This window comes from Dechloromonas sp. A34 (genome assembly GCF_026261605.1).
In the GTDB taxonomy this organism is placed as follows: Bacteria; Pseudomonadota; Gammaproteobacteria; order Burkholderiales; family Rhodocyclaceae; genus Azonexus.
Window position 1 is genome coordinate 1,151,188 of record NZ_CP102486.1, and the last position, 18,006, is coordinate 1,169,193.

At 62.7% G+C, this 18,006-nt stretch carries 17 protein-coding genes; 6 read left to right on the forward strand and 11 right to left on the reverse strand.

From position 1 onward, the window contains the following. The first annotated feature begins 2 nt into the window (after positions 1-2). The 3 genes from NQE15_RS05805 to rsmA are packed head-to-tail and all read left to right on the forward strand — an operon-like array spanning position 3 to position 3,054. On the forward strand, positions 3-1,307 hold the full coding sequence (locus tag NQE15_RS05805; RefSeq protein ID WP_265947403.1) for a peptidylprolyl isomerase: 1,305 nt from the start codon (positions 3-5) through the stop codon (positions 1,305-1,307). After that, on the forward strand, positions 1,307-2,290 hold the full coding sequence (pdxA, locus tag NQE15_RS05810; RefSeq protein ID WP_265947405.1) for a 4-hydroxythreonine-4-phosphate dehydrogenase PdxA: 984 nt from the start codon (positions 1,307-1,309) through the stop codon (positions 2,288-2,290). Before NQE15_RS05805 ends, pdxA begins: the two co-directional genes overlap by 1 nt. Next, positions 2,287-3,054: a 16S rRNA (adenine(1518)-N(6)/adenine(1519)-N(6))-dimethyltransferase RsmA gene (rsmA, locus tag NQE15_RS05815; protein ID WP_265947407.1), complete on the forward strand. Its 768-nt coding sequence runs from the start codon at positions 2,287-2,289 to the stop codon at positions 3,052-3,054. The genes pdxA and rsmA overlap by 4 nt, the downstream gene beginning before the upstream one ends. A 55-nt stretch (positions 3,055-3,109) precedes the next feature. Here rsmA and NQE15_RS05820 read toward each other — a convergent pair whose 3' ends face one another. The 10 genes from NQE15_RS05820 to NQE15_RS05865 form a co-directional block, all read right to left on the reverse strand. Continuing rightward, a complete protein-coding gene (locus tag NQE15_RS05820; RefSeq protein WP_265947409.1) occupies positions 3,110-3,301 on the reverse strand; it encodes a DUF2892 domain-containing protein in 192 nt (63 codons plus the stop codon). Between the two features lie 73 nt (positions 3,302-3,374). Beyond that, positions 3,375-4,073 carry a Crp/Fnr family transcriptional regulator gene (locus tag NQE15_RS05825; RefSeq protein ID WP_265947411.1) on the reverse strand — a complete coding sequence of 233 codons (699 nt, stop codon included), beginning with the start codon at positions 4,071-4,073 and terminating at the stop codon, positions 3,375-3,377. A gap of 4 nt (positions 4,074-4,077) precedes the next feature. Then, positions 4,078-4,842 (reverse strand): exodeoxyribonuclease III, encoded by a 765-nt coding sequence (xth, locus tag NQE15_RS05830; protein ID WP_265947413.1) that lies wholly within the window; start codon positions 4,840-4,842, stop codon positions 4,078-4,080. Positions 4,843-4,925: 83 nt separating this feature from the next. Next, positions 4,926-5,429, reverse strand: coding sequence for a glutaredoxin family protein (locus NQE15_RS05835; RefSeq protein WP_265947415.1), 504 nt, complete (start codon positions 5,427-5,429; stop codon positions 4,926-4,928). Between the two features lie 23 nt (positions 5,430-5,452). Further along, the gene (locus NQE15_RS05840; RefSeq protein WP_265947417.1) at positions 5,453-7,507 is read right to left on the reverse strand and encodes a M3 family metallopeptidase; all 2,055 of its coding nucleotides are present in this window, start codon (positions 7,505-7,507) and stop codon (positions 5,453-5,455) included. A 64-nt stretch (positions 7,508-7,571) separates the two neighbouring features. After that, positions 7,572-8,345: a DUF2189 domain-containing protein gene (locus NQE15_RS05845; protein ID WP_265947419.1), complete on the reverse strand. Its 774-nt coding sequence runs from the start codon at positions 8,343-8,345 to the stop codon at positions 7,572-7,574. A gap of 71 nt (positions 8,346-8,416) precedes the next feature. After that, positions 8,417-9,349 carry a phosphoribosylaminoimidazolesuccinocarboxamide synthase gene (locus NQE15_RS05850; RefSeq protein ID WP_265947421.1) on the reverse strand — a complete coding sequence of 311 codons (933 nt, stop codon included), beginning with the start codon at positions 9,347-9,349 and terminating at the stop codon, positions 8,417-8,419. 36 nt (positions 9,350-9,385) lie between these two features. Beyond that, positions 9,386-10,699: a DUF3422 family protein gene (locus tag NQE15_RS05855; RefSeq protein ID WP_265947423.1), complete on the reverse strand. Its 1,314-nt coding sequence runs from the start codon at positions 10,697-10,699 to the stop codon at positions 9,386-9,388. Between the two features lie 53 nt (positions 10,700-10,752). After that, positions 10,753-11,709 carry a LysR family transcriptional regulator gene (locus NQE15_RS05860; RefSeq protein ID WP_265947425.1) on the reverse strand — a complete coding sequence of 319 codons (957 nt, stop codon included), beginning with the start codon at positions 11,707-11,709 and terminating at the stop codon, positions 10,753-10,755. Between the two features lie 702 nt (positions 11,710-12,411). Continuing rightward, positions 12,412-13,791: a ribulose-bisphosphate carboxylase gene (locus NQE15_RS05865; RefSeq protein ID WP_265947427.1), complete on the reverse strand. Its 1,380-nt coding sequence runs from the start codon at positions 13,789-13,791 to the stop codon at positions 12,412-12,414. 262 nt (positions 13,792-14,053) lie between these two features. Here NQE15_RS05865 and NQE15_RS05870 point away from each other — a divergent pair, with 262 nt between their 5' ends. Then, positions 14,054-15,064: a hypothetical protein gene (locus NQE15_RS05870; RefSeq protein WP_265947429.1), complete on the forward strand. Its 1,011-nt coding sequence runs from the start codon at positions 14,054-14,056 to the stop codon at positions 15,062-15,064. Between the two features lie 68 nt (positions 15,065-15,132). Here NQE15_RS05870 and NQE15_RS05875 read toward each other — a convergent pair whose 3' ends face one another. Beyond that, positions 15,133-15,837, reverse strand: coding sequence for an HAD family hydrolase (locus NQE15_RS05875; RefSeq protein WP_265947431.1), 705 nt, complete (start codon positions 15,835-15,837; stop codon positions 15,133-15,135). A gap of 178 nt (positions 15,838-16,015) precedes the next feature. Here NQE15_RS05875 and NQE15_RS05880 point away from each other — a divergent pair, with 178 nt between their 5' ends. Next, a complete protein-coding gene (locus NQE15_RS05880) occupies positions 16,016-17,089 on the forward strand; it encodes a class 1 fructose-bisphosphatase (RefSeq protein ID WP_265947434.1) in 1,074 nt (357 codons plus the stop codon). Between the two features lie 23 nt (positions 17,090-17,112). Further along, positions 17,113-17,985 carry a phosphoribulokinase gene (locus NQE15_RS05885; protein WP_265947436.1) on the forward strand — a complete coding sequence of 291 codons (873 nt, stop codon included), beginning with the start codon at positions 17,113-17,115 and terminating at the stop codon, positions 17,983-17,985. Positions 17,986-18,006: the final 21 nt, after the last annotated feature.

Below are 18,006 nucleotides of genomic sequence, written 5' to 3' on the forward strand. Positions count from 1 at the left end.
CCATGCCCAAACTTATTCGTCTGTTTGCCCTGATTTGTTGTCTGGGCGCCATTGCCGCCACCACGCTGCCGGCTGGCGCAGCGGAGCCGATCGAAGCTGACCGCATTGTCGCCGTCGTCGGCAGCGAAGTGGTGACTTACCATGAGCTGCGCAATCGCCTGGAGTCGGCGCTCAAGCAACTGCAAAAGCAGGGCACTCCGCTGCCGCCCCAGGACGTGCTTGAGCGTCAGATGCTGGAGCGTGTCATCATGGACCAGGTGCAGTTGCTGTACGCCCGCGAATCCGGCCTGCGTATCGATGACAGCCAGCTTGACCAGGCCATCGGCCGGATTGCCGCCGGCAACAAGCTGAGCCCGGCCCAGTTCCGCGAGGCGCTGGAAAAGGATGGCATTCAATACGCCAAATTTCGCGAGGAAATCCGCAACGAAATGACCATGGTTCGCTTGCGCGAACGGGAAGTGGACAGCAAGCTGGTCATTTCCGATGGCGAGATCGACAACTATCTGGCCAATCAGGCCGCGACCGGTGGCGGCGAAGAATACCAGCTCGCCCACATCCTCCTGCGCGCGCCCGAATCGGCCAGTCCCGAGCAACTCCAAAAACTCCGCGTGCGTGGCGAGCAGGCCCTGCAACGGGCCCGGGCAGGCGAAAACTTTGCCGAGCTGACCGCGGCTTTTTCCGATGCGCCCGATGCCTTGCAGGGTGGCAGCCTCGGCTGGCGGATGCTCGACCGGATGCCTTCGATCTACGCCGAGGTGGCGGCCAAACTGCAGTTGGGTGAAACCAGCGAGTTGCTACGCTCCTCGGCCGGTTTTCATATCGTCAAGCTGTTCGCCAAGCGCGGCGGCAGCGCCCCGGCTTCGGTGCAGCAGACGCATGCCCGCCATATCCTGTTGCGCATCAACGAGGTGGTTTCCGAATCGGAAGCCCGGCGCAAGATGGAGAATGTCCGTGAGCGCATCGTCAATGGCGTCGATTTCGCCGAACAGGCCCGTCTCTATTCCCAGGACGGCTCGGCCTCCAAGGGCGGCGATCTCGGCTGGCTGAATCCGGGCGACACCGTACCCGAATTTGAGCGGGCGATGGATGCCCTGAAGCCCAATGAACTCAGCCAGGTCGTCCAGTCGCCCTTCGGCATGCACCTGATCCAGGTTGTCGAGCGCCGCGAGCGCGATGTCTCGGCCGAGCGCCAGCGGGCCGTTGCCCGCCAGGCACTGCGCGAACGCAAGCTCGACGAGGCCTATCAGGACTGGCTGCGGCAGTTGCGCGACCGGACCTACGTCGAAAACCGCCTCGAAGAGAAATAATGCCCCCGATCATTGCGGTGACCAGCGGCGAGCCGGCCGGCATTGGTCCGGAACTCTGTCTGCGCCTGGCCGAGTACGTCGGCGATGTCCGCCCGGTCATTCTCGGAGACTGCAATCTGCTTGCCGAACGGGCAGCCGCTCTCGGGCTCAAGCTAGCTCTGCGTGACTACGTCCCGAACGGGGCCTCCAAGAATGGTGTTCTCGATGTGCTGCATATCCCGCTGGCCAAGCCTTCGATCGCCGGACAGTTGAATGTCGCCAACGGTGCCTATGTGCTGGCCCTGCTCGATCGCGCGCTGGCCGGTTGCCAATCGGGCGAATTCGCGGCGATGGCGACAGCGCCAGTGCACAAGGGCGTCATCAACGAAGGCGGTGTCCATTTCACCGGCCACACCGAATATCTCGCCGACAAAACTGCCACGCCGCTGGTCGTCATGATGCTCGCCGGCAATACCGAGCGCGGACCGCTGCGCGTCGCCCTGGTCACCACGCACCTGCCTTTGAAGGACGTACCGGCGGCGATCACTGCCGACGTGCTGGAAAAAACCCTGCGCATCCTGCATGCCGACCTGCAGCAGAAATACGGGCTGACCAGCCCGCGCATACTGGTCGCCGGCCTCAACCCACACGCCGGTGAGGGCGGTTATCTCGGCCGTGAGGAAATCGAGGTCATCTCGCCGGTACTGGAAAAACTGCGCGCCGAGGGCATGCGCCTCTCTGGGCCACATCCCGCCGACACCATGTTTACGCCGCCGGTCCTGGCCCAGGGCGACGCCGTGCTCGCCATGTACCACGACCAGGGGCTGACGGCACTCAAGTACGCCACCTTCGGGCATGGCATCAATGTCACGCTCGGCCTGCCCATTATCCGCACCTCGGTCGATCACGGTACGGCGCTGGAGCTGGCCGGCAGTGGCCGGGCCGATCCCGGCAGTCTGTTTGAAGCGGTCGCCGAAGCGGCCAGAATGGCGGTGCAGCAATGAAAGGCCATGTCGCACGCAAGCGCTTCGGGCAGAATTTCCTGGTCGATGGCGGCATCATTGCGGCCATCGTTTCGGCGATTGACCCGCAGCGCAGTGATACCGTCGTCGAAATTGGCCCCGGCCTGGGGGCGATCACTGAACCGCTGATGGCCCGCCTTGATCATCTGCACGTCGTCGAGATCGACCGCGATCTGATCGCTCGCCTGAAAAAGCAGCATGCGCCCGAGCGCATGACCATCCATGAAGGCGATGCACTGGCTTTCGATTTCGCCAGCATCGGCAGCGGCCTGCGCCTGGTCGGCAACCTGCCCTACAACATCTCGACGCCGCTGCTTTTCCATCTGGCGGAATACGTCGGTGTCGTGCACGACATGCACTTCATGCTGCAGAAGGAAGTCGTCGAGCGCATGGTGGCGGTTCCCGGCGAATCCGATTTCGGTCGCCTGTCGGTGATGCTGCAATACCGCTTTCATCTCGAATGGCTGATCGATGTCCCGCCCGAGAGCTTCGATCCGTCGCCCAAGGTCCAGTCGGCCGTGGTCCGGTTGATCCCGAAGGATGTGTCCGAACTCGAAGCGAAGAGCCAGCAAAAGCTTTCGCAGGTCGTGCAGGCAGCCTTCTCACAGCGTCGCAAGATGTTGCGCAACACGCTCAAGGGCGTGTTGAACGATGCCGGCTTTGCCGAGCTTGGCATCCTGCCGACCTGCCGCGCCGAAGATATTCCCGTCGCAGACTACGTCCGCATCGCCAACTACCTGACGTAAGTCAAGTTGACATAGAAAAACCCGCCGCGGCGGGTTTTTCAACTGCTCCGAAGAATTACTTCTTCAGCGGGCAGGTGCTCAGGCCGAGCATCGGGTAAAGCGGGCACCAGCCCATCAGGCCGGTGGCGAGCGGGACGATGCCGATATAGCCCCAGACCGGCAGCAGGCCGGCTACGGTGGCGCCGATCAGGCTAGCGCCAACGATAATGCGCAAAATTTTGTCGATACCGCCAACATTGCTTTTCATGATGAGATCTCCGTCGAGTAGTGGGTACGGCGATCACTTTAGCCAGCGTTGGTGACGCAGTATGTAACCTGTGTCACACAGAAGCTATTTTTTGCAGCCCGTTACGATCGATGATGGTCAGTTGTTCCCGGCCGAGGCTCACCAGACCCTGAGCGGCGAAGCCCTTGAGCAGGCGGCTGACGATTTCGCGAACGCTGCCCAGTTCGTCGGCCAGTTGCTGATGGGTGACAAAGAGTACGTCATCCTGGCGGGCCATCAGCAGTTTGGCCAGGCGCTGGTCGAGGCGGGCAAAAGCGACTTCCTCGACCAGTTGCATCAGTTCCCCGATGCGCTCGGCGAACAGATGGAAAATGAAATCGCGGAAGGCCGGGTATTCGAACATCAGCCGTGAGAAGGTCGGCAAGGGCAGAATGGTCAGCGTCAGCGGCGTTTCGGCGATGCCGCGCGCGTTGTAATCGGTGTGACCGAGCAGGCAACTTGACGAGATGATGCAGGAGCCCCCGGGCGTGACGCGATAGAGCATCAGTTCGCGCCCGCTCGCTGCCAGCTTGACGACCTTGATGCTGCCTTCGAGCAGCAGGGGAAAGCCTTGGCAGGGCTGGTGCTCGGCGAAGACCTGGCTGCCAGCCGGCAGGTGCATCACGGCTTGCGGCGAGAGCAAGGGGGCCAACTGCTCGGCCGTCAGACCGGCCAGTGCCGGATACAAACCGCGGATTTTTTGCGGATCGACCGTGTTTGCCGGCAAGCGCCCCTGTGGTGCTGCGTCCGTCATGGCGTCAACTCAACGTGGCCCAAACCGGCGCGTGGTCGGAAGGGCGTTCGCGCTTGCGCGGGGCGCGGTCGATGCCGGCCGCCGTGCACCGTTCAGCAAGCGCCGGCGAGAGCAGGATGTGATCGATCCGCAGTCCCTGGTTTTTCTGGAAGCCGAGCATCCGGTAATCCCACCACGAGAAGGTCTTTTCCGGTTGGTCGAAGAGCCGGAAGCTGTCTTCCAGCCCCAGGCCGCACAGGCGCTGGAAAGCGGCGCGCTCGGGTTCGGATACCAGAATGCAGCCGGCCCAGGCCACGGGGTCATGAACGTCGCGGTCGTCGGGGGCGATGTTGTAGTCGCCGCACAGGGCCAGCTTGGGATGGGCCGCCAGTTCCTCTTCCAGCCACTCGGCCAGGGCATCGAGCCAGCGCAGTTTGTAGTCGTATTTGTCACTACCGACGGCCTGGCCGTTGGGCATATAGGCGCAGACGATACGGGTGTCGCCGACCGTGCCGGTGATCAGCCGCTTCTGTTCGTCGGGGAAGTGCGGGTTGCCGCAGACGACATCGCTGATCGGCTGGCGGGCCAGCAAGGCGACCCCGTTATAGGTCTTCTGGCCGGAAAAGGCGACCTGATAGCCGGCGGCCTCGATCTCGGCGCGCGGGAAATTCTGGTCTTCCAGCTTCAATTCCTGCAGACACACCGCGTCCGGCTGTTGTTCGGCAAGCCAGTCGAGCAGGTGAGGAAGGCGGACCTTCAGCGAATTGACGTTCCAGCTGGCGATTTTCATGGCGGGGGATGCGATCGGGGGACACGCCATTTTGCCACAGCCATGGTCTTCGGCCGCTTGCCGATGGCCACGGCGGGTAAGGGTCAGTTGGCTTTTTCGGCAGGTTGCAGGCCACCCGATGGTTTACTGCCGAATGGTGCGCTTTTCGGGTAGCCCGCAAGGTCAAGCAGATTGTTGTAGGCGCCGGCTTCAAAGCCCCGCTGGGTCTGTTTGCCGACGCTCAGCGAGGGCACGAAGACGTCGCCGACCAACTGCTTCAACTCGTTGGCATCTTCCGCCTTTTGCAGCATTTTTTCGGTGAAGGGTACGCCCCGCTTGTTGAGCAGATCCCGGGCCTGGACGCACTCGGTGGTGCAATCGGCGGCGGTGTATAGCGTCACCGGAAAGTTTTCCCTGGCCTTGCGCGTCGCGAAAGGCAGGTCATCGCTACTCTCGGCTTTCTCTCCGACCCTGGACAAAGCTTTGGCCTTGCCAGGGGGCGGGGTGTCGGAAATGATGATGCGGCCGCTAGGGTCGATCCAGCGATAGGCCTGGGCAGCGGCCTGGAGGCTGGTCAGCGCCAAGCAAAGCATGAGCAGAAAACGCATTTTCTTCTCCATCGGGAGGTTGCTTACGCCGCAATCATACCGCTATGCCGGAGCAGTGCGTCGACACTGGGTTCGCGGCCGCGGAAGGCCTTGAAGGAGTCGATGGCTGGACGCGAGCCGCCGACCGCGAGGATCTCGTCGAGGAAGCGCCGGCCGGTCGTGGCGTCGAACGGATCGCCGGCTTCCTCGAAGGCGGCATAGGCATCGGCCGACAGCACTTCCGCCCACTTGTAGCTGAAATAGCCGGCGCCGTAACCGCCGCCGAAAATGTGCGAGAAGCTGTTCGGGAAGCGGTGCCATTCCGGCGGGATGAGCACGGCGACTTCCTTGCGCACTTCGCCCAGCAGGTCCATCACGCTGTGCGGACCGGCCGGGTCGAAGCCGGCGTGCAGCAGCATGTCGAACAGCGAGAACTCGATCTGGCGCACCGCCATCATGCCGCTTTGGAAATTCTTGGCAGCCAGCATCTTGTCGAACAGTTCGCGCGGCAGGTGGGCGCCGCTATCGACATGGGCGGTCATGCCTTCGACGACCTCCCACTCCCAGCAATAGTTTTCCATGAACTGCGAAGGTAGCTCGACGGCATCCCACTCGACGCCATGGATGCCGGAAACGCCGAGTTCCTCGCCGCGGGTCAGCAGATGGTGCAGGCCGTGGCCGGTTTCGTGGAAGAGCGTGGTGACTTCGTCGTGGGTGAAGGTGGCGGGCTTGTCGCCGACCGGGCGCGAGAAGTTGCAGTTCAGGTAGGCGATCGGCTTCTGAATGCCGCCGGTGGTACGCCGCCGGGAGCGGGCTTCGTCCATCCAGGCGCCGCCGCGCTTGGTTTCGCGGGCGTAGAGATCGAGGTAGAACTGGCCGACCAGATCGCCGGCCGGGGATTCCAGCCGGTAGAAACGGACGTCCTCGTGCCAGACCGGCGCGCTGTCCGGCTTGACCTTGACGTTGAACAGGCTCTCGATGACCTTGAACAGGCCGCCCAGCACTTTGGGTTCGGTGAAGTACTGCTTCACTTCCTGTTCCGAGAAGGCATAGCGCTTCTGCAACAGCTTTTCCGAAACGTAGGCGGCATCCCAGGGCTGGAAATCGGCGAGGCCGAGTTCGTCCTTGGCGAAGGCGCGCAGTTCGGCGATGTCCTTGGCGGCGAAGGGTTTGGCCTTGGCCGCCAGTTCGCGCAGGAAGGCGAGTACTTGTTCCGGCGTATCGGCCATCTTGGGCGCGAGCGAGACTTCGGCGAAATTCTTGTAGCCGAGCATCTGTGCATCTTCGCGGCGCAGTTCCAGCATGCGCTGGATGATCGGCGTGTTGTCCCATTCCGGCTTGCTCGAGCCGTCGTGGAATTCGGCGGCGCGGGTGGCGTAGGCGCGGTACATTCGGGCGCGCAGTTCGCGGTTGTCGGCGTACTGCATGACCGGGCCGTAGGAGGGAGCGTGCAGGCTGAAGCGCCAGCCGGCGACGCCGGCCTTTTCGGCGGCGGTGCGGGCGGCTTCGATGGCGTCGGCGGGCAGACCGGAAAGCAGCGCTTCGTCGGTGATCACTTCGGCGAAGGCGTTGGTGGCATCGAGCACGTTTTCCGAGAACTTGGCGGAGAGTTGCGACAACTCCTCCATGATCGCCTGGAAGCGCGGTTTCTGATCTTCCGGCAATTCGGCGCCGCTCAGGCGGAAGTCGCGCACCTCGTTGTCGACGACCTTCTTCTGTTCGACGGAGAGGGTGGCGTATTCGGCGCTGGCGCGCAGCGCCTTGTATTTCTCGAACAGCTTCAGGTTCTGACCGAGTTCGGCGTAGAAGCGCGAGACCTCGGGCAGCATCTCGTTGTAGGCCTCGCGCCAGGCCGGCACGTCGTTGACCGAGTGCAGGTGGCCAACGATGCCCCAGGCTCGACCGAAGGGTTCCAGGCCATCGGCCAGCGCCCCGGCAAAATCCCGCCAGGTGGCCGGGGTGGCGTCGGCGGTCAGACGCTCGACCAACTCGCGGCCGGCGATTAACAGCGATTCGATGGCCGGTTTGACATGTTCCGGTTGAACGGTGTCGAAACGTGGCAGGTCGGAGAAGTCGAGCAGGGGATTGACGGTCGTCATTTTTATATTCCGGGCAAGAAAAACGGGCGGTCCAGGCCGCCCGTTGGATCTGGGGGCATAACCCTCATTCTACAAGCTCTCGGTAGGCATGCCACGAGGCGTGGCCGAGGATTGGCATGATCAGGATCAGACCGAACAACAAAGTGGCAAATCCGGTCAGCGTCAGCGTGACGATCAGCGCCGCCCACAGCAGGAGTGGCCCGGCATTGGCAATGCAGGCATCGAGGCTGGTCATCATCGCCGTGACGATGTCGCTGTCGCGGTCGAGCATCATCGGTACCGCGACCACGGCCAGCGCGAAGACGACCAAGGCCAGCAGCGCGCCCAAGGCGAACCAGACGACGACGAAGGCACCATGTTCGCCGCTGAGGACGACCTCCTTGAGAAAGGCGCCGCTGTCGAGGTCGCTGCTCGCACCGAGCAGGGCAAAGGCGACGGCTGAAAAGCGCTCCCAGAGAATGGCGGTTAGTCCGAGGAAGAGGCCGAAAAAAGCCAGCGACTGGCCGCTGCGCCGGAAGCAGCGGAGCGAGTCGATGAACATGATCTTCTCGCCCCTGGCGGTGCGCCGGCTCAATTCGTAGAGTCCGGCGGCCAGTAGCGGGGCAACCAGAAAGAAGCCGGAAATCGCGACGCTGACCAGATGGGGATGGCGAATGATCGACAGCAGGATCAGGTCGCCAGCAAGAGCGAATAGCGTTCCGTAGGCTAGCGAGGGCAGAGGATTGGCTTGCAGATCACGCCAACCGGACTGCAACCAGAAGAAAGGCCGCTTCCAGCTGATCTGGCGAATGGTCGGCAAGGACGCGCCGGCTTGGCGAAAATTCTGGATTGGTCTCATTGCAGCCTCCCGACAGCGGTGCGGACCAATCTTGGACCCGGCCATGGCGGCCGGGTTCCTTTGTTAGCTGCTTACAGCGTCTTGCCGGTCAGCCGCTCGTAGGCCTCGATGTACTTGGCGCTGGTGCGGGCGATGACATCGGCCGGCAGCTTGGGGCCGGGCGCCTTCTTGCCCCAGTCCAGGGTTTCCAGGTAGTCGCGGACGAACTGCTTGTCGTAGGACGGCGGGTTCTTGCCTTCCTCGTACTGGTCGGCCGGCCAGAAACGCGAGGAGTCCGGGGTCAGGGCCTCGTCGATCAGGTGCAGGGTGCCGGCGGCGTCGATGCCGAACTCGAACTTGGTGTCGGCGATGATGATGCCGCGGCCCTTGGCGTAGGCGCAGGCTTCTTCGTAGAGGCGGATGGCGGCGATGCGGGCTTCATCGGCCAGTTGGGCGCCGTTCTTGCCGGTGCCAGCCAGGGCTTCGGCCAGGTCGGCAGCACAGTTGGCCTGGGCGACGGCGAAGGAGACGTTTTCGTCATGATCGCCGACGGCAGCCTTGGTCGCCGGCGTGAAGATCGGGGCAGGCAGTTTCTGCGCCATTTTCAGGCCGGTGGGCAGGGCGATGCCGCAGATGGCGCCGGTTTCCTGGTAGTCCTTCCAGCCCGAACCGATCACGTACCCGCGAACCACCGCCTCGATCGGCAGCGGCCGCAGGCGCTTGACGACGACGGCGCGGCCGCGGACCTGCTCGCGCTCGTTCTCGGCGACGACGGATTCGGGATCGATGCCGGTCAGCTGGTTGGGCACGATGTGGCCGAGCTTCGCGAACCAGAAATCGGCGACGGCGGTCAGCACTTCGCCCTTGCGCGGAATCGGGTCGGGCAGGATGACGTCGAAGGCCGACAGGCGGTCGGTGGTGACGATCAGCAGCTTGTCGGCGTCTACGGCGTAGATGTCGCGGACCTTGCCCTTGGAGAGCAGCGGCAGGCTGGTGATGGACGACTGGTAAAGAGGAGTGGTCACGGCAATGATCCCGAAAGCAAAGGGGTGGATTATAAATTAATGCGCGCCACCTTCTTCGGCGGTGAGCTTTTTGCGCATGCGATGGGTGCCCCAGGCGACGACCCCGGCGATCACCGGAATCGAAATGGCGGTGAGGACGTCAGGCGAGAGATGGTGCAGATCCTTGGTGCCCTTGGCCAGGTATTGCACCAGTTGCGAGCCGTAATAGGTGAGCACGACTACCGACAGGCCTTCGACGGTTTCCTGCAGACGCAGTTGCAGCCGGGCGCGGCGGTTCATCTGCGAGAGCAGTTCCTGGTTCTGGCGCTCGAGTTCGATATCGACCCGGGTGCGCAGCAACTGGCTGTTGCGGGCGACGCGGCCGGACAGTTCCTCCTGGCGGCGGCTGATCGCCTCGCAGGTCGCCATCGCCGGCACCAGCCGGCGCTGCATGAATTCGTCGATGGTCGGCAGGCCGGGGATGCGGATTTCACGCAGTTCGGCGATGCGCTGGGCGACCAGGCCGTGGTAGGCGTTGGCCGCGCCGAAGCGGAAGGTGGTGCGGGCGACCGAGTGTTCGACCTCGGCGGCGAGTTTGGAGAGGGTGGCCAGCACCATGCGTTCGTCTTCCGGCGAGTGGGCCTGACCGATGTTGTCCATCAGCTCGGCCAGCTTCTTCTCGGCGCCGAACAGCCAGCCGCTGACTTCCTTGGCGACCGGCAGGCCGAGCAGCGCCATCATCCGGTAGGTCTCGATCTCGACCAGGCGCTGCACGGTGCGCCCGGCCTGGCGCTGGGTCATGCCGGCATCGAGCACGAGGAAACGCGAGAAGCCGTTGTCGATCTTGAAGTCGGTGAACACCCAGGCGTTGCCGTCGGCGATCTGCGAAGCGACCATCTGGCGGCCGCTCGGGTTGAGCTTGGCGAGCACTGATTCCGGGCTCAGTTCAGTCGTCGGGCGCAGCTCGACATGGGTGGCGACGATCAGCTTGCCGGGAATCGCCGCCAGCCAGTCCGGGTGCACGGCGTCGAAGGCGGTGGCGTCCGGATCGAGCGTCTCGCCGGCAGGCAGCGGGCGGAAGAAGGTGTAGGTCGAAAACTCGGTATGCATCTCCCAGCGCAGCCGGAAGGAGCCGGCATCGATCATCTGGTGCGCCTCGGAGCTTTCGATGGCGTTGCAGACCTGCGACTGGGTCAGCCGCGTCAGGTTGGCGCGTTCCTCGTCGACGTGGCTGCGGGCGCGCTTGAACACCAGTTGCGAGACGAGCAGCGGCCCCTGCAATGGAGTCGGCGGGCGGGCGTGGAACTCGTTGTTGAGGCGTTGCCGCAGCGGATGTTCTTCCAGTTCGGCAATCGTGAATCGCGGGTGCATGGCAGATGAGGACGGGGTTGGTTGGCGCGGAACGGCTGCGCGGATTCTAGCATTCAGGCGCTGGCGGCTTCGCTCCGCCGCAGGTAGCGGTCGAATTCCTGCGTCAAACCGGGGGCGGCGTGCTCGAGCAGGAAACTGCGGAACTTCTGGCCGGCCGGCAGCAGGCGTTTGCTGTTCATGTGCACGACATACCAGGTGCGCTCGATCGGCGTGCCGATCACGTCGAGCAAGCTGATTTCGCTGGTCTTCAGCTCCAGCGGCAGGGTATGCAGCGAGAGCAGGCTGACGCCCATGCCGGCCATCACCGCCTGCTTGATCGTTTCGTTGCTGCCCATGCTGATCGTGCGGGCCGGCGTGAACAGGTGGTTCTTGAACATTTCCTCGGCGACCCGCCGCGAGCCCGAGCCTTCCTCGCGCAAGAGGAAGGTTTCCTGCCGCAATTCGTGCATGTCGAAGCGCCGGGCCTCGCGCAGCGGATGGTCGGCCGGCGCGATCAGCACGTAGGGGTGGCTGGCCATCGGCTCGGCATGGGCATCGATCTCGACCGGGATGCGGCCCATGACGGCGAGGTCGATGGCGTTGTCCTGCAGTTTCTGGAGCAGCGCCTCGCGGTTACCGACGGTGAACTGCACCTCGACCCCGGGATGGTCCTGCGAAAACTTGGCGAGCAGCTTGGGCATGAAGTATTTGGCGGTACTGACCAGGCCGACCGACAACTGGCCGACCTCGGCACCGAGCAGGCCCTGCAGGTTGGCCTCGGCATCCTTGATTTCGCCGAGCACGCGCAGCGCGTGGTGGACCAGCATCTCGCCAGCCTCGGTCAGCGCGACGCCGCGCCCCATGCGCTCGAACAGCGGCAGGCCGACGTTTTCCTCGAGTTGCTTCAACTGCATCGAAATCGCCGGCGGCGTTAGGTGCAATTCCTCGGCGGCACGGGCATAGCTCAGGTGGCGGGCGGCGACCACGAAGATCTGCAACTGGCGTAGGGTTAGGGTGCGGATGAAGTTCATGTTCAGGGGGGCTTCGATTTGGTGGGGGTTTGGTAAGTTTTAGTTTAACGCTGTTGGGTGGTTAATTGGCTTGGGTTTCCGCCTTGCTGGCGGGCGTACTTTCTTTTGTGTGGCCAAAAGAAAGTAGCCAAAGAAAAGGCCACCCCTGGGTCGGTGCCGGGCTACGCCCGGTTCCCTGCGCTACTCGAAACGCCGGGCGGCTGCGGAACTCGGGGCTGCGCCCCTCAAACAGTCCTCGCCGACTGCCCCCGGCGCTTCTGCGTTGCTCGGCACCTCTCAAGGGGCCCGGAAAAACGAGCCGTGGTGAAACGGTGGCACGGTCATTCCCGCGCAGGCGGGAATCCATGTATGAGACTGGACTCCCGCCTATGCGGGAGTGACGGTTGGCCCGGGATGTTTTTGACTTCGGGTCCCCGTGTGGAGCGCCGAGCAACGGAGCTGCTGGCGGAGAAAGGGCGAGGACTGTCTGAGGCCCGTAGGGCCGAGTTCCGCAGCCCCCGCCAGTAGCGAGTAGCGCAGGGGAGTCGGCGCAGCCGACCGCGTAACCCGGGGTCGCCTTCTTTTTGGCTACTTTTTCTTGGCGAAGCAAGAAAAAGTACGCCCGCCAACAAGGCGGAACCCCAAGCTCATCAACAGGAAAATAACCATGATTAACGGGCGGTACCGCTCTTGCCTAACCAGCTACCGCCCCACCGAGAACGGTTACGCCGCCGGCCGCAACTTATGCCGCCACCCCGGATAAAGCTTGTCCGCATCCTGCGGGAACGACTCGAAGGCCCGCGCAAATTCGTAATGATCACGCGCCCAATCCACCGGATCGGCCCCGGCCTTCCAGCAGTCGTAGGCCTGGCGCAGCGAGCGAGCCCCGGCCGCCGGCGAATCGATGTGGCCGTAGGCGCCGCCGCCGGCCGTGTTGATCACGTTGCCGTGGCCGAGGTTGTCGAAGAAACCCGGCAGGCGCAGGGCGTTCATGCCCCCCGAGATGATCGGCGTCGTCGGCCGCATGCCGTACCACTCCTGGTGGTAGGCCGGGCCGCTATAGCTGTCGCGCTCGATGATGTAGGCGCAGGCGCGGTCGTCCTTGTCGCCTTCCATCTTGCCGTAGCCCATGGTCCCGACATGGATGCCGGAAGCGCCCTGCAGGCGGCTCATCTTGGCCAGCACGTAGGCGGTGTAGCCGCGCTTCGAGGAGGGCGAGGTGACGGCGCCGTGGCCGGCGCGGTGGTAATGCAGGTACTGGTTGGGGTACTGCCGGCGGGCGGTGGTGATCATGCCCGGGCCGCCGACATAGCCATCGACCAGGAAAGCCAGCTTGTCGGCATCGGGGCCGAAGGCGGCGAGGGCGAAATCGGCGCGGGCGCACATCTCGTAATGGTCGTCGGCCGTGATGTTCATCGAGAACAGCTTGGCCTCGCCGGTTTCGTCCATTGCCCGTTTCATCGCGTCATAGACCAGCGGGATGGTTTTGCGCAGCGGTGCGAAGGTCTGGTTGCCCTGCGGCTCGTCGTTCTTGATGAAATCGCCGCCCAGCCAGAACTGGTAGGCGGCCTCGGCGAAGGGTTCGGGGCGCAGGCCGAGCTTGGGCTTGATGATGGTGCCGGAGATATAGCCGCCGTCCTTGACCGGCCGGCCGAGGATGCGCCACAGCGTGCTGATGTCCGTCGCCGGCCCGTCGAACAGCTCGATGGCGCGGCGCGGCATGTGGAAGTCGTACATCTTGGCATGCTCGATGTCGCCCATGCCCTGGTTGTTGCCGATGGTCAGCGTCAGGAAGGAGGCCATCATCATCCGGCCATCGGTGATGTTGCGGTCGAAGAGGTCGAGCGGGTAGGCGATGCGCATGTCCTCGCTGGCCTCGTCGATTTGGTAAACCAGCGCATCGACGCCCTTGGTGAAATCGTCAGTGGTGCACACCTCGACATTGGTCCCGGTCGAGGACTCGGCGGCGAAGTGGGCGGCAGCCTCGAGGTAGCCGTGGCCGGGCTTCGGTTTCATCTTGTAGGCGCACAGAATGTGGCGGCCGCCGGCGATCAGGTCGGCTTCCTTCAGGCTCAGGTCGGCGTAACGCTTGCTTTGGTCCATCGTGTCTCTCCTTTGGTGTGCGGAAGGCGTGCTGCGATGGAGTGAATGCTAGGGGGCGTTATAGGTAAATAAAAGTCAAAGATTTTTATTGGATTAGTCAGCTATCGATTATCGATGGCTTGCTCCAATTGGTGACTCAGGTGGCCGGGTTCGAGAAGAAGGAGGTTGATATTCCATATGGTTCTGGGCACGATGTTGGGATCAATAAATGGCCTCAACCTCTGCGGCTGCCCTACCCAAAATTACTGTGCAGTAACTGTATATGGTCAAATTTTTCGCGCTTCTTCTCGCTGCTATCGGATTCTTAATGCTTGGATTAGGGCTAGCCCTGATGCACGAGCATCCCGCTATGTTGGCGCTCGGGGTTGCCGGAGCCGCCATAACCTATTTTGCTTACTCTATGAATAGGGGGCGCGAGAAATCTCTTATAGCGCAGCATGACAAAGAAATAGTGCGTCGGAGCGAGGCTCTAGCGAAGACTCCTTGGGAAAATGGAAAATCCCTGGAGGTAAGAACCGGCAGTGCCAAGTTTTTGATTGCATTGCTAATGCTCGCCGCAAGCGTTTTGTTTGCTTACTCTTCAGCATCCGCAACTGAACCCAGATGGGGAGTGTTTGTGGGAAGCGTCTTGTTCTCCGCTGTCGTGCTATTTTCTGTAGTTCGATTACTGCCCGGCATGGCGAAACCGGCACTAGTGCTCAGCAACCGAGGTTTCCAAACTCCATTGCACGGAACTGTTCCATGGCGTGAGGTTGACGGAATAAATCTTCAACAGATCGCGCTGCGAGGCAGCACAACCAATACTCTGAATTTTCGAGTTGAAAACTATGCCGAAGGCGCTGACTGCATTCACTGGACGGAGCGGTTATTGGCGGTTTTTGGACTTGGCGTTCTAAAACGCAAAGTCGTCGTCGTCTTGTTGAATGGTGCAAGCGAAAAGCCGGAGACTGTTTACGCAATCGCAAGGTTCCTTTGGCAACAAAATACAGGCATGAACCATGAGTGGAACCCGATGTTCTCGAATGAGTTCAATCAGGCAGCGCGGCGAGTTCATGAGTTTAGGAATCGTTACAAAGACCCAGATGCATCCGCTGCAGGCCTGCTCAGTGAACCGGACAAGGCACTTAAGGAATTGGAACAATTTCGTCAGGACATGGACACCGTAAACTCGGAACGACGGCGCACCATAAGCAAAATCAATTGGATGGTGGCACTCAGCATATTGGGCATTGTTGCCACATTTCTTTGGCCTGTAGTGAAGCGGCATATTTAGCTGATGGGCCGCTTCCCAGAAGGCTGGTCCGTCAGTTCAGGGCACGAAGTGCCCTTTCCGCCCGAAACCTAGACATTCCGTGCTTCATTTGGCCAGCCAAACCCCTCCAGGCCCGCCAACACCTGAAGCGCCCCCCGAAAATCCTGCCCTGCCGTGTATTCGCTGACCGTGACCACGGTCGGTATCCCCGCGCCCAGGGCGGCGCGCAGGCCGTTGGCTGAATCTTCGATGGCGAGGCAGGCGCCGCCCGGCAGGCCGAGTCGTGCGAGTACCCAGTGGTAGATATCCGGCGCCGGCTTCTTGGCCGGCACGACGTCGCCGGCGCCGATTACCTCAAACCACTCCGCTGAGTCCGGGGCCAGGCTGGCGCGGAGCAGGGCGGCGACGTTTTCCGGCGAGGTGGTGGTGGCGATCGCCAGCCGGATGCCGGCCCGCCGGGCGGCGGCGATCAGTTCGGCAACGCCGGGGCGCAGCGGCAGTTTCCCTTGCTCGACCCGGCGGACGTAGTGCGCCGTCTTGGCGGCGTGCAGCTTTTTCATCAGATCATCGAAGTCAGGCCGCGCCGCGATGGCCGGGGCCTGGCGTTCGGCATAGTGGCGGATACGCTCCTTGCCGCCGGTGATGTCGAGCAGGCGGCCGTAGCTTTCGGCGTCCCAGTGCCAGTCCAGGGCGTGCTCGGCAAAGGCCTGGTTGAAAGCCGGGCGGTGGCCGTCGCGCTCGGTTTCGGCCAGCGTGCCATCGACATCGAAGATGATTGCCTGGGGGCGTTTCATGCCAAAAACGATAGCCGCCTGCCGGGGCGGGCGCCAGTCAGGATTGCTGAAGTCGATCTTAAGTGGATTTCGTATTAAGCAATCTATTAACCACTCAGTAAAAAACACTGACTATTGCTTAATTAATAATAGTCTTATCTTTACGTTCATCGCGGTAAGGCTATCGACAGGAGTCATCATGCAATTCGGACGCACCACGCTTTCCAAATTCGTCATCGAGCAAGCCCGGCTGCAGAACAGCGAGCTCGGTGCCCTGCTCATCGACGTCGCCGCCGCGGTCAAGACGATTTCCGCAATGGTCGGCAAGGGGGCGCTGGGCGGCAACCTCGGCGCGCTGGACAGCACCAATGTCCAGGGCGAGGTCCAGAAGAAGCTCGACGTGCTGACCAACGAGGCAATCCTGCGCCATTGCGAGTGGGGCGGCCAGCTGGCCGGCATGGCTTCCGAGGAGATGGACGAGCCCTATGCCATCCCCAACGAATACCCGCGCGGCCGCTACCTGCTGGTTTTCGATCCGCTGGACGGCTCCTCGAACAGCGACGTCAATGTCTCGGTCGGCACCATCTTCTCGATCTTCGCCCGGCCGACTGCCGGCGACGCCCAGCCCGGCGACTACCTGCGCCCCGGCTGCGAACAACTGGCCGCCGGCTACGCCATCTACGGCCCATCGACGATGATGGTGCTGACCCTCGGCAATGGCACGCACGGCTTCACGCTGGACCGCGAGAACGGCAATTTCATCCTGACCCACCCGGATATCCGGGTTCCGGAAGAGACCACCGAATTCGCCATCAACAGCTCGAACGAGCGTTTCTGGGAGCCGCCGGTGCAGCGCTACGTCAGCGAGTGCAAGGCCGGCAAGACCGGTGTCCGCGCCACCGACTTCAACATGCGCTGGATCGCCTCGATGGTTGCCGAGGTGCACCGCATCCTGATCCGTGGCGGCATCTTCATGTATCCCAAGGACAGCAAGGACCCGAGCAAGCCCGGGCGGCTGCGCCTGCTCTACGAAGCCAACCCGATGGCGATGCTGATCGAGCAGGCCGGCGGGGCGGCCAGTACCGGCCGCCAGCGCATCCTCGACGTGCAGCCGGAGGCCCTGCACCAGCGCGTGCCGGTGATCCTCGGTTCGAAAAATGAAGTGGAGCGCCTGGAGCGCTACCACCGCGATTACGACAATGGCAGCGACCGCCCCTTCGTTTCGCCGCTGTTCGCCGAACGCTCGCTGTTCCGCGACGAATCGCACGCCTGAATTCACAGTTAAGGGAGAGAGTCATGTCCGTCAAACACCCGATCATCGCCATCACCGGCTCGTCCGGCGCCGGCACCAGCACGGTAATGCAGAGCTTTCAGCACATCTTCCGCCGCGAGCAGTTGAAGGCGCAGATCGTCGAGGGCGATTCCTTCCACCGCTACGACCGGCTGGCCATGCGCGCCGAAATGAAAGCCCAGGAAGAGGCGGGCAACCGCAACTTCAGCCACTTCGGCCCGGAAGCCAACCTGCTCAAGGAGCTGCAGCAACTCTTCGTCAGCTACGGCCAGCACGGCGGCGGCCAGGTCCGAAAATACCTGCACGATGCCGGCGAGGCCGAGCCTTTCGGCCAGGAGCCGGGCACCTTCACGCCCTGGCAGGACATCAGCGAAGCCACCGACCTGATGTTCTACGAAGGGCTGCACGGCGCTTATGCCGATGAGACCATCGACATCGCCAAACAGGTCGATCTCTGCATCGGCGTCGTCCCCACCATCAATCTGGAGTGGATCCAGAAGCTGCACCGCGACCAGAAAATGCGCGGCTATTCGCAGGAGGCGGTGACCGACACCATCCTGCGCCGCATGCCGGACTACGTCAGCCACCTCTGCCCGCAGTTCTCGCGCACCCACGTCAATTTCCAGCGCGTGCCGATCGTCGATACCTCTAACCCCTTCATCGCCCGCGACATCCCGAGCGCCGACGAAAGCATGGTGGTGATCCGCTTCGCCAACCCGAAGGGCATCGACTTCCAGTATCTGGTCAGCATCCTGCACGGCGGCATGATGACCCGCCCGAACACGCTGGTCGTGCCCGGCGGCAAGATGGGCCTCGCCATGCAGATGATCTTCACGCCGATGATCCTGCGCCTGATGGACCAGAAGCGCCGCGCCTGACCAAAGAACAAGGAGAGAGAC

What these genes read in the sequence shown, in the direction of transcription:
- NQE15_RS05825 (WP_265947411.1), bottom strand. Translation starts at nt 4,073, where the DNA reads ATGACGGACGCAGCACCACAGGGGCGCTTGCCGGCAAACACGGTCGAT.
- NQE15_RS05845 (WP_265947419.1), bottom strand. Translation starts at nt 8,345, where the DNA reads ATGAGACCAATCCAGAATTTTCGCCAAGCCGGCGCGTCCTTGCCGACC.
- pdxA (WP_265947405.1), top strand. Translation starts at nt 1,307, where the DNA reads ATGCCCCCGATCATTGCGGTGACCAGCGGCGAGCCGGCCGGCATTGGT.
- NQE15_RS05805 (WP_265947403.1), top strand. Translation starts at nt 3, where the DNA reads ATGCCCAAACTTATTCGTCTGTTTGCCCTGATTTGTTGTCTGGGCGCC.
- NQE15_RS05840 (WP_265947417.1), bottom strand. Translation starts at nt 7,507, where the DNA reads ATGACGACCGTCAATCCCCTGCTCGACTTCTCCGACCTGCCACGTTTC.
- rsmA (WP_265947407.1), top strand. Translation starts at nt 2,287, where the DNA reads ATGAAAGGCCATGTCGCACGCAAGCGCTTCGGGCAGAATTTCCTGGTC.
- NQE15_RS05820 (WP_265947409.1), bottom strand. Translation starts at nt 3,301, where the DNA reads ATGAAAAGCAATGTTGGCGGTATCGACAAAATTTTGCGCATTATCGTT.
- NQE15_RS05860 (WP_265947425.1), bottom strand. Translation starts at nt 11,709, where the DNA reads ATGAACTTCATCCGCACCCTAACCCTACGCCAGTTGCAGATCTTCGTG.
- NQE15_RS05885 (WP_265947436.1), top strand. Translation starts at nt 17,113, where the DNA reads ATGTCCGTCAAACACCCGATCATCGCCATCACCGGCTCGTCCGGCGCC.
- NQE15_RS05835 (WP_265947415.1), bottom strand. Translation starts at nt 5,429, where the DNA reads ATGCGTTTTCTGCTCATGCTTTGCTTGGCGCTGACCAGCCTCCAGGCC.
- xth (WP_265947413.1), bottom strand. Translation starts at nt 4,842, where the DNA reads ATGAAAATCGCCAGCTGGAACGTCAATTCGCTGAAGGTCCGCCTTCCT.
- NQE15_RS05865 (WP_265947427.1), bottom strand. Translation starts at nt 13,791, where the DNA reads ATGGACCAAAGCAAGCGTTACGCCGACCTGAGCCTGAAGGAAGCCGAC.
- NQE15_RS05875 (WP_265947431.1), bottom strand. Translation starts at nt 15,837, where the DNA reads ATGAAACGCCCCCAGGCAATCATCTTCGATGTCGATGGCACGCTGGCC.
- NQE15_RS05870 (WP_265947429.1), top strand. Translation starts at nt 14,054, where the DNA reads ATGGTCAAATTTTTCGCGCTTCTTCTCGCTGCTATCGGATTCTTAATG.
- NQE15_RS05880 (WP_265947434.1), top strand. Translation starts at nt 16,016, where the DNA reads ATGCAATTCGGACGCACCACGCTTTCCAAATTCGTCATCGAGCAAGCC.
- NQE15_RS05855 (WP_265947423.1), bottom strand. Translation starts at nt 10,699, where the DNA reads ATGCACCCGCGATTCACGATTGCCGAACTGGAAGAACATCCGCTGCGG.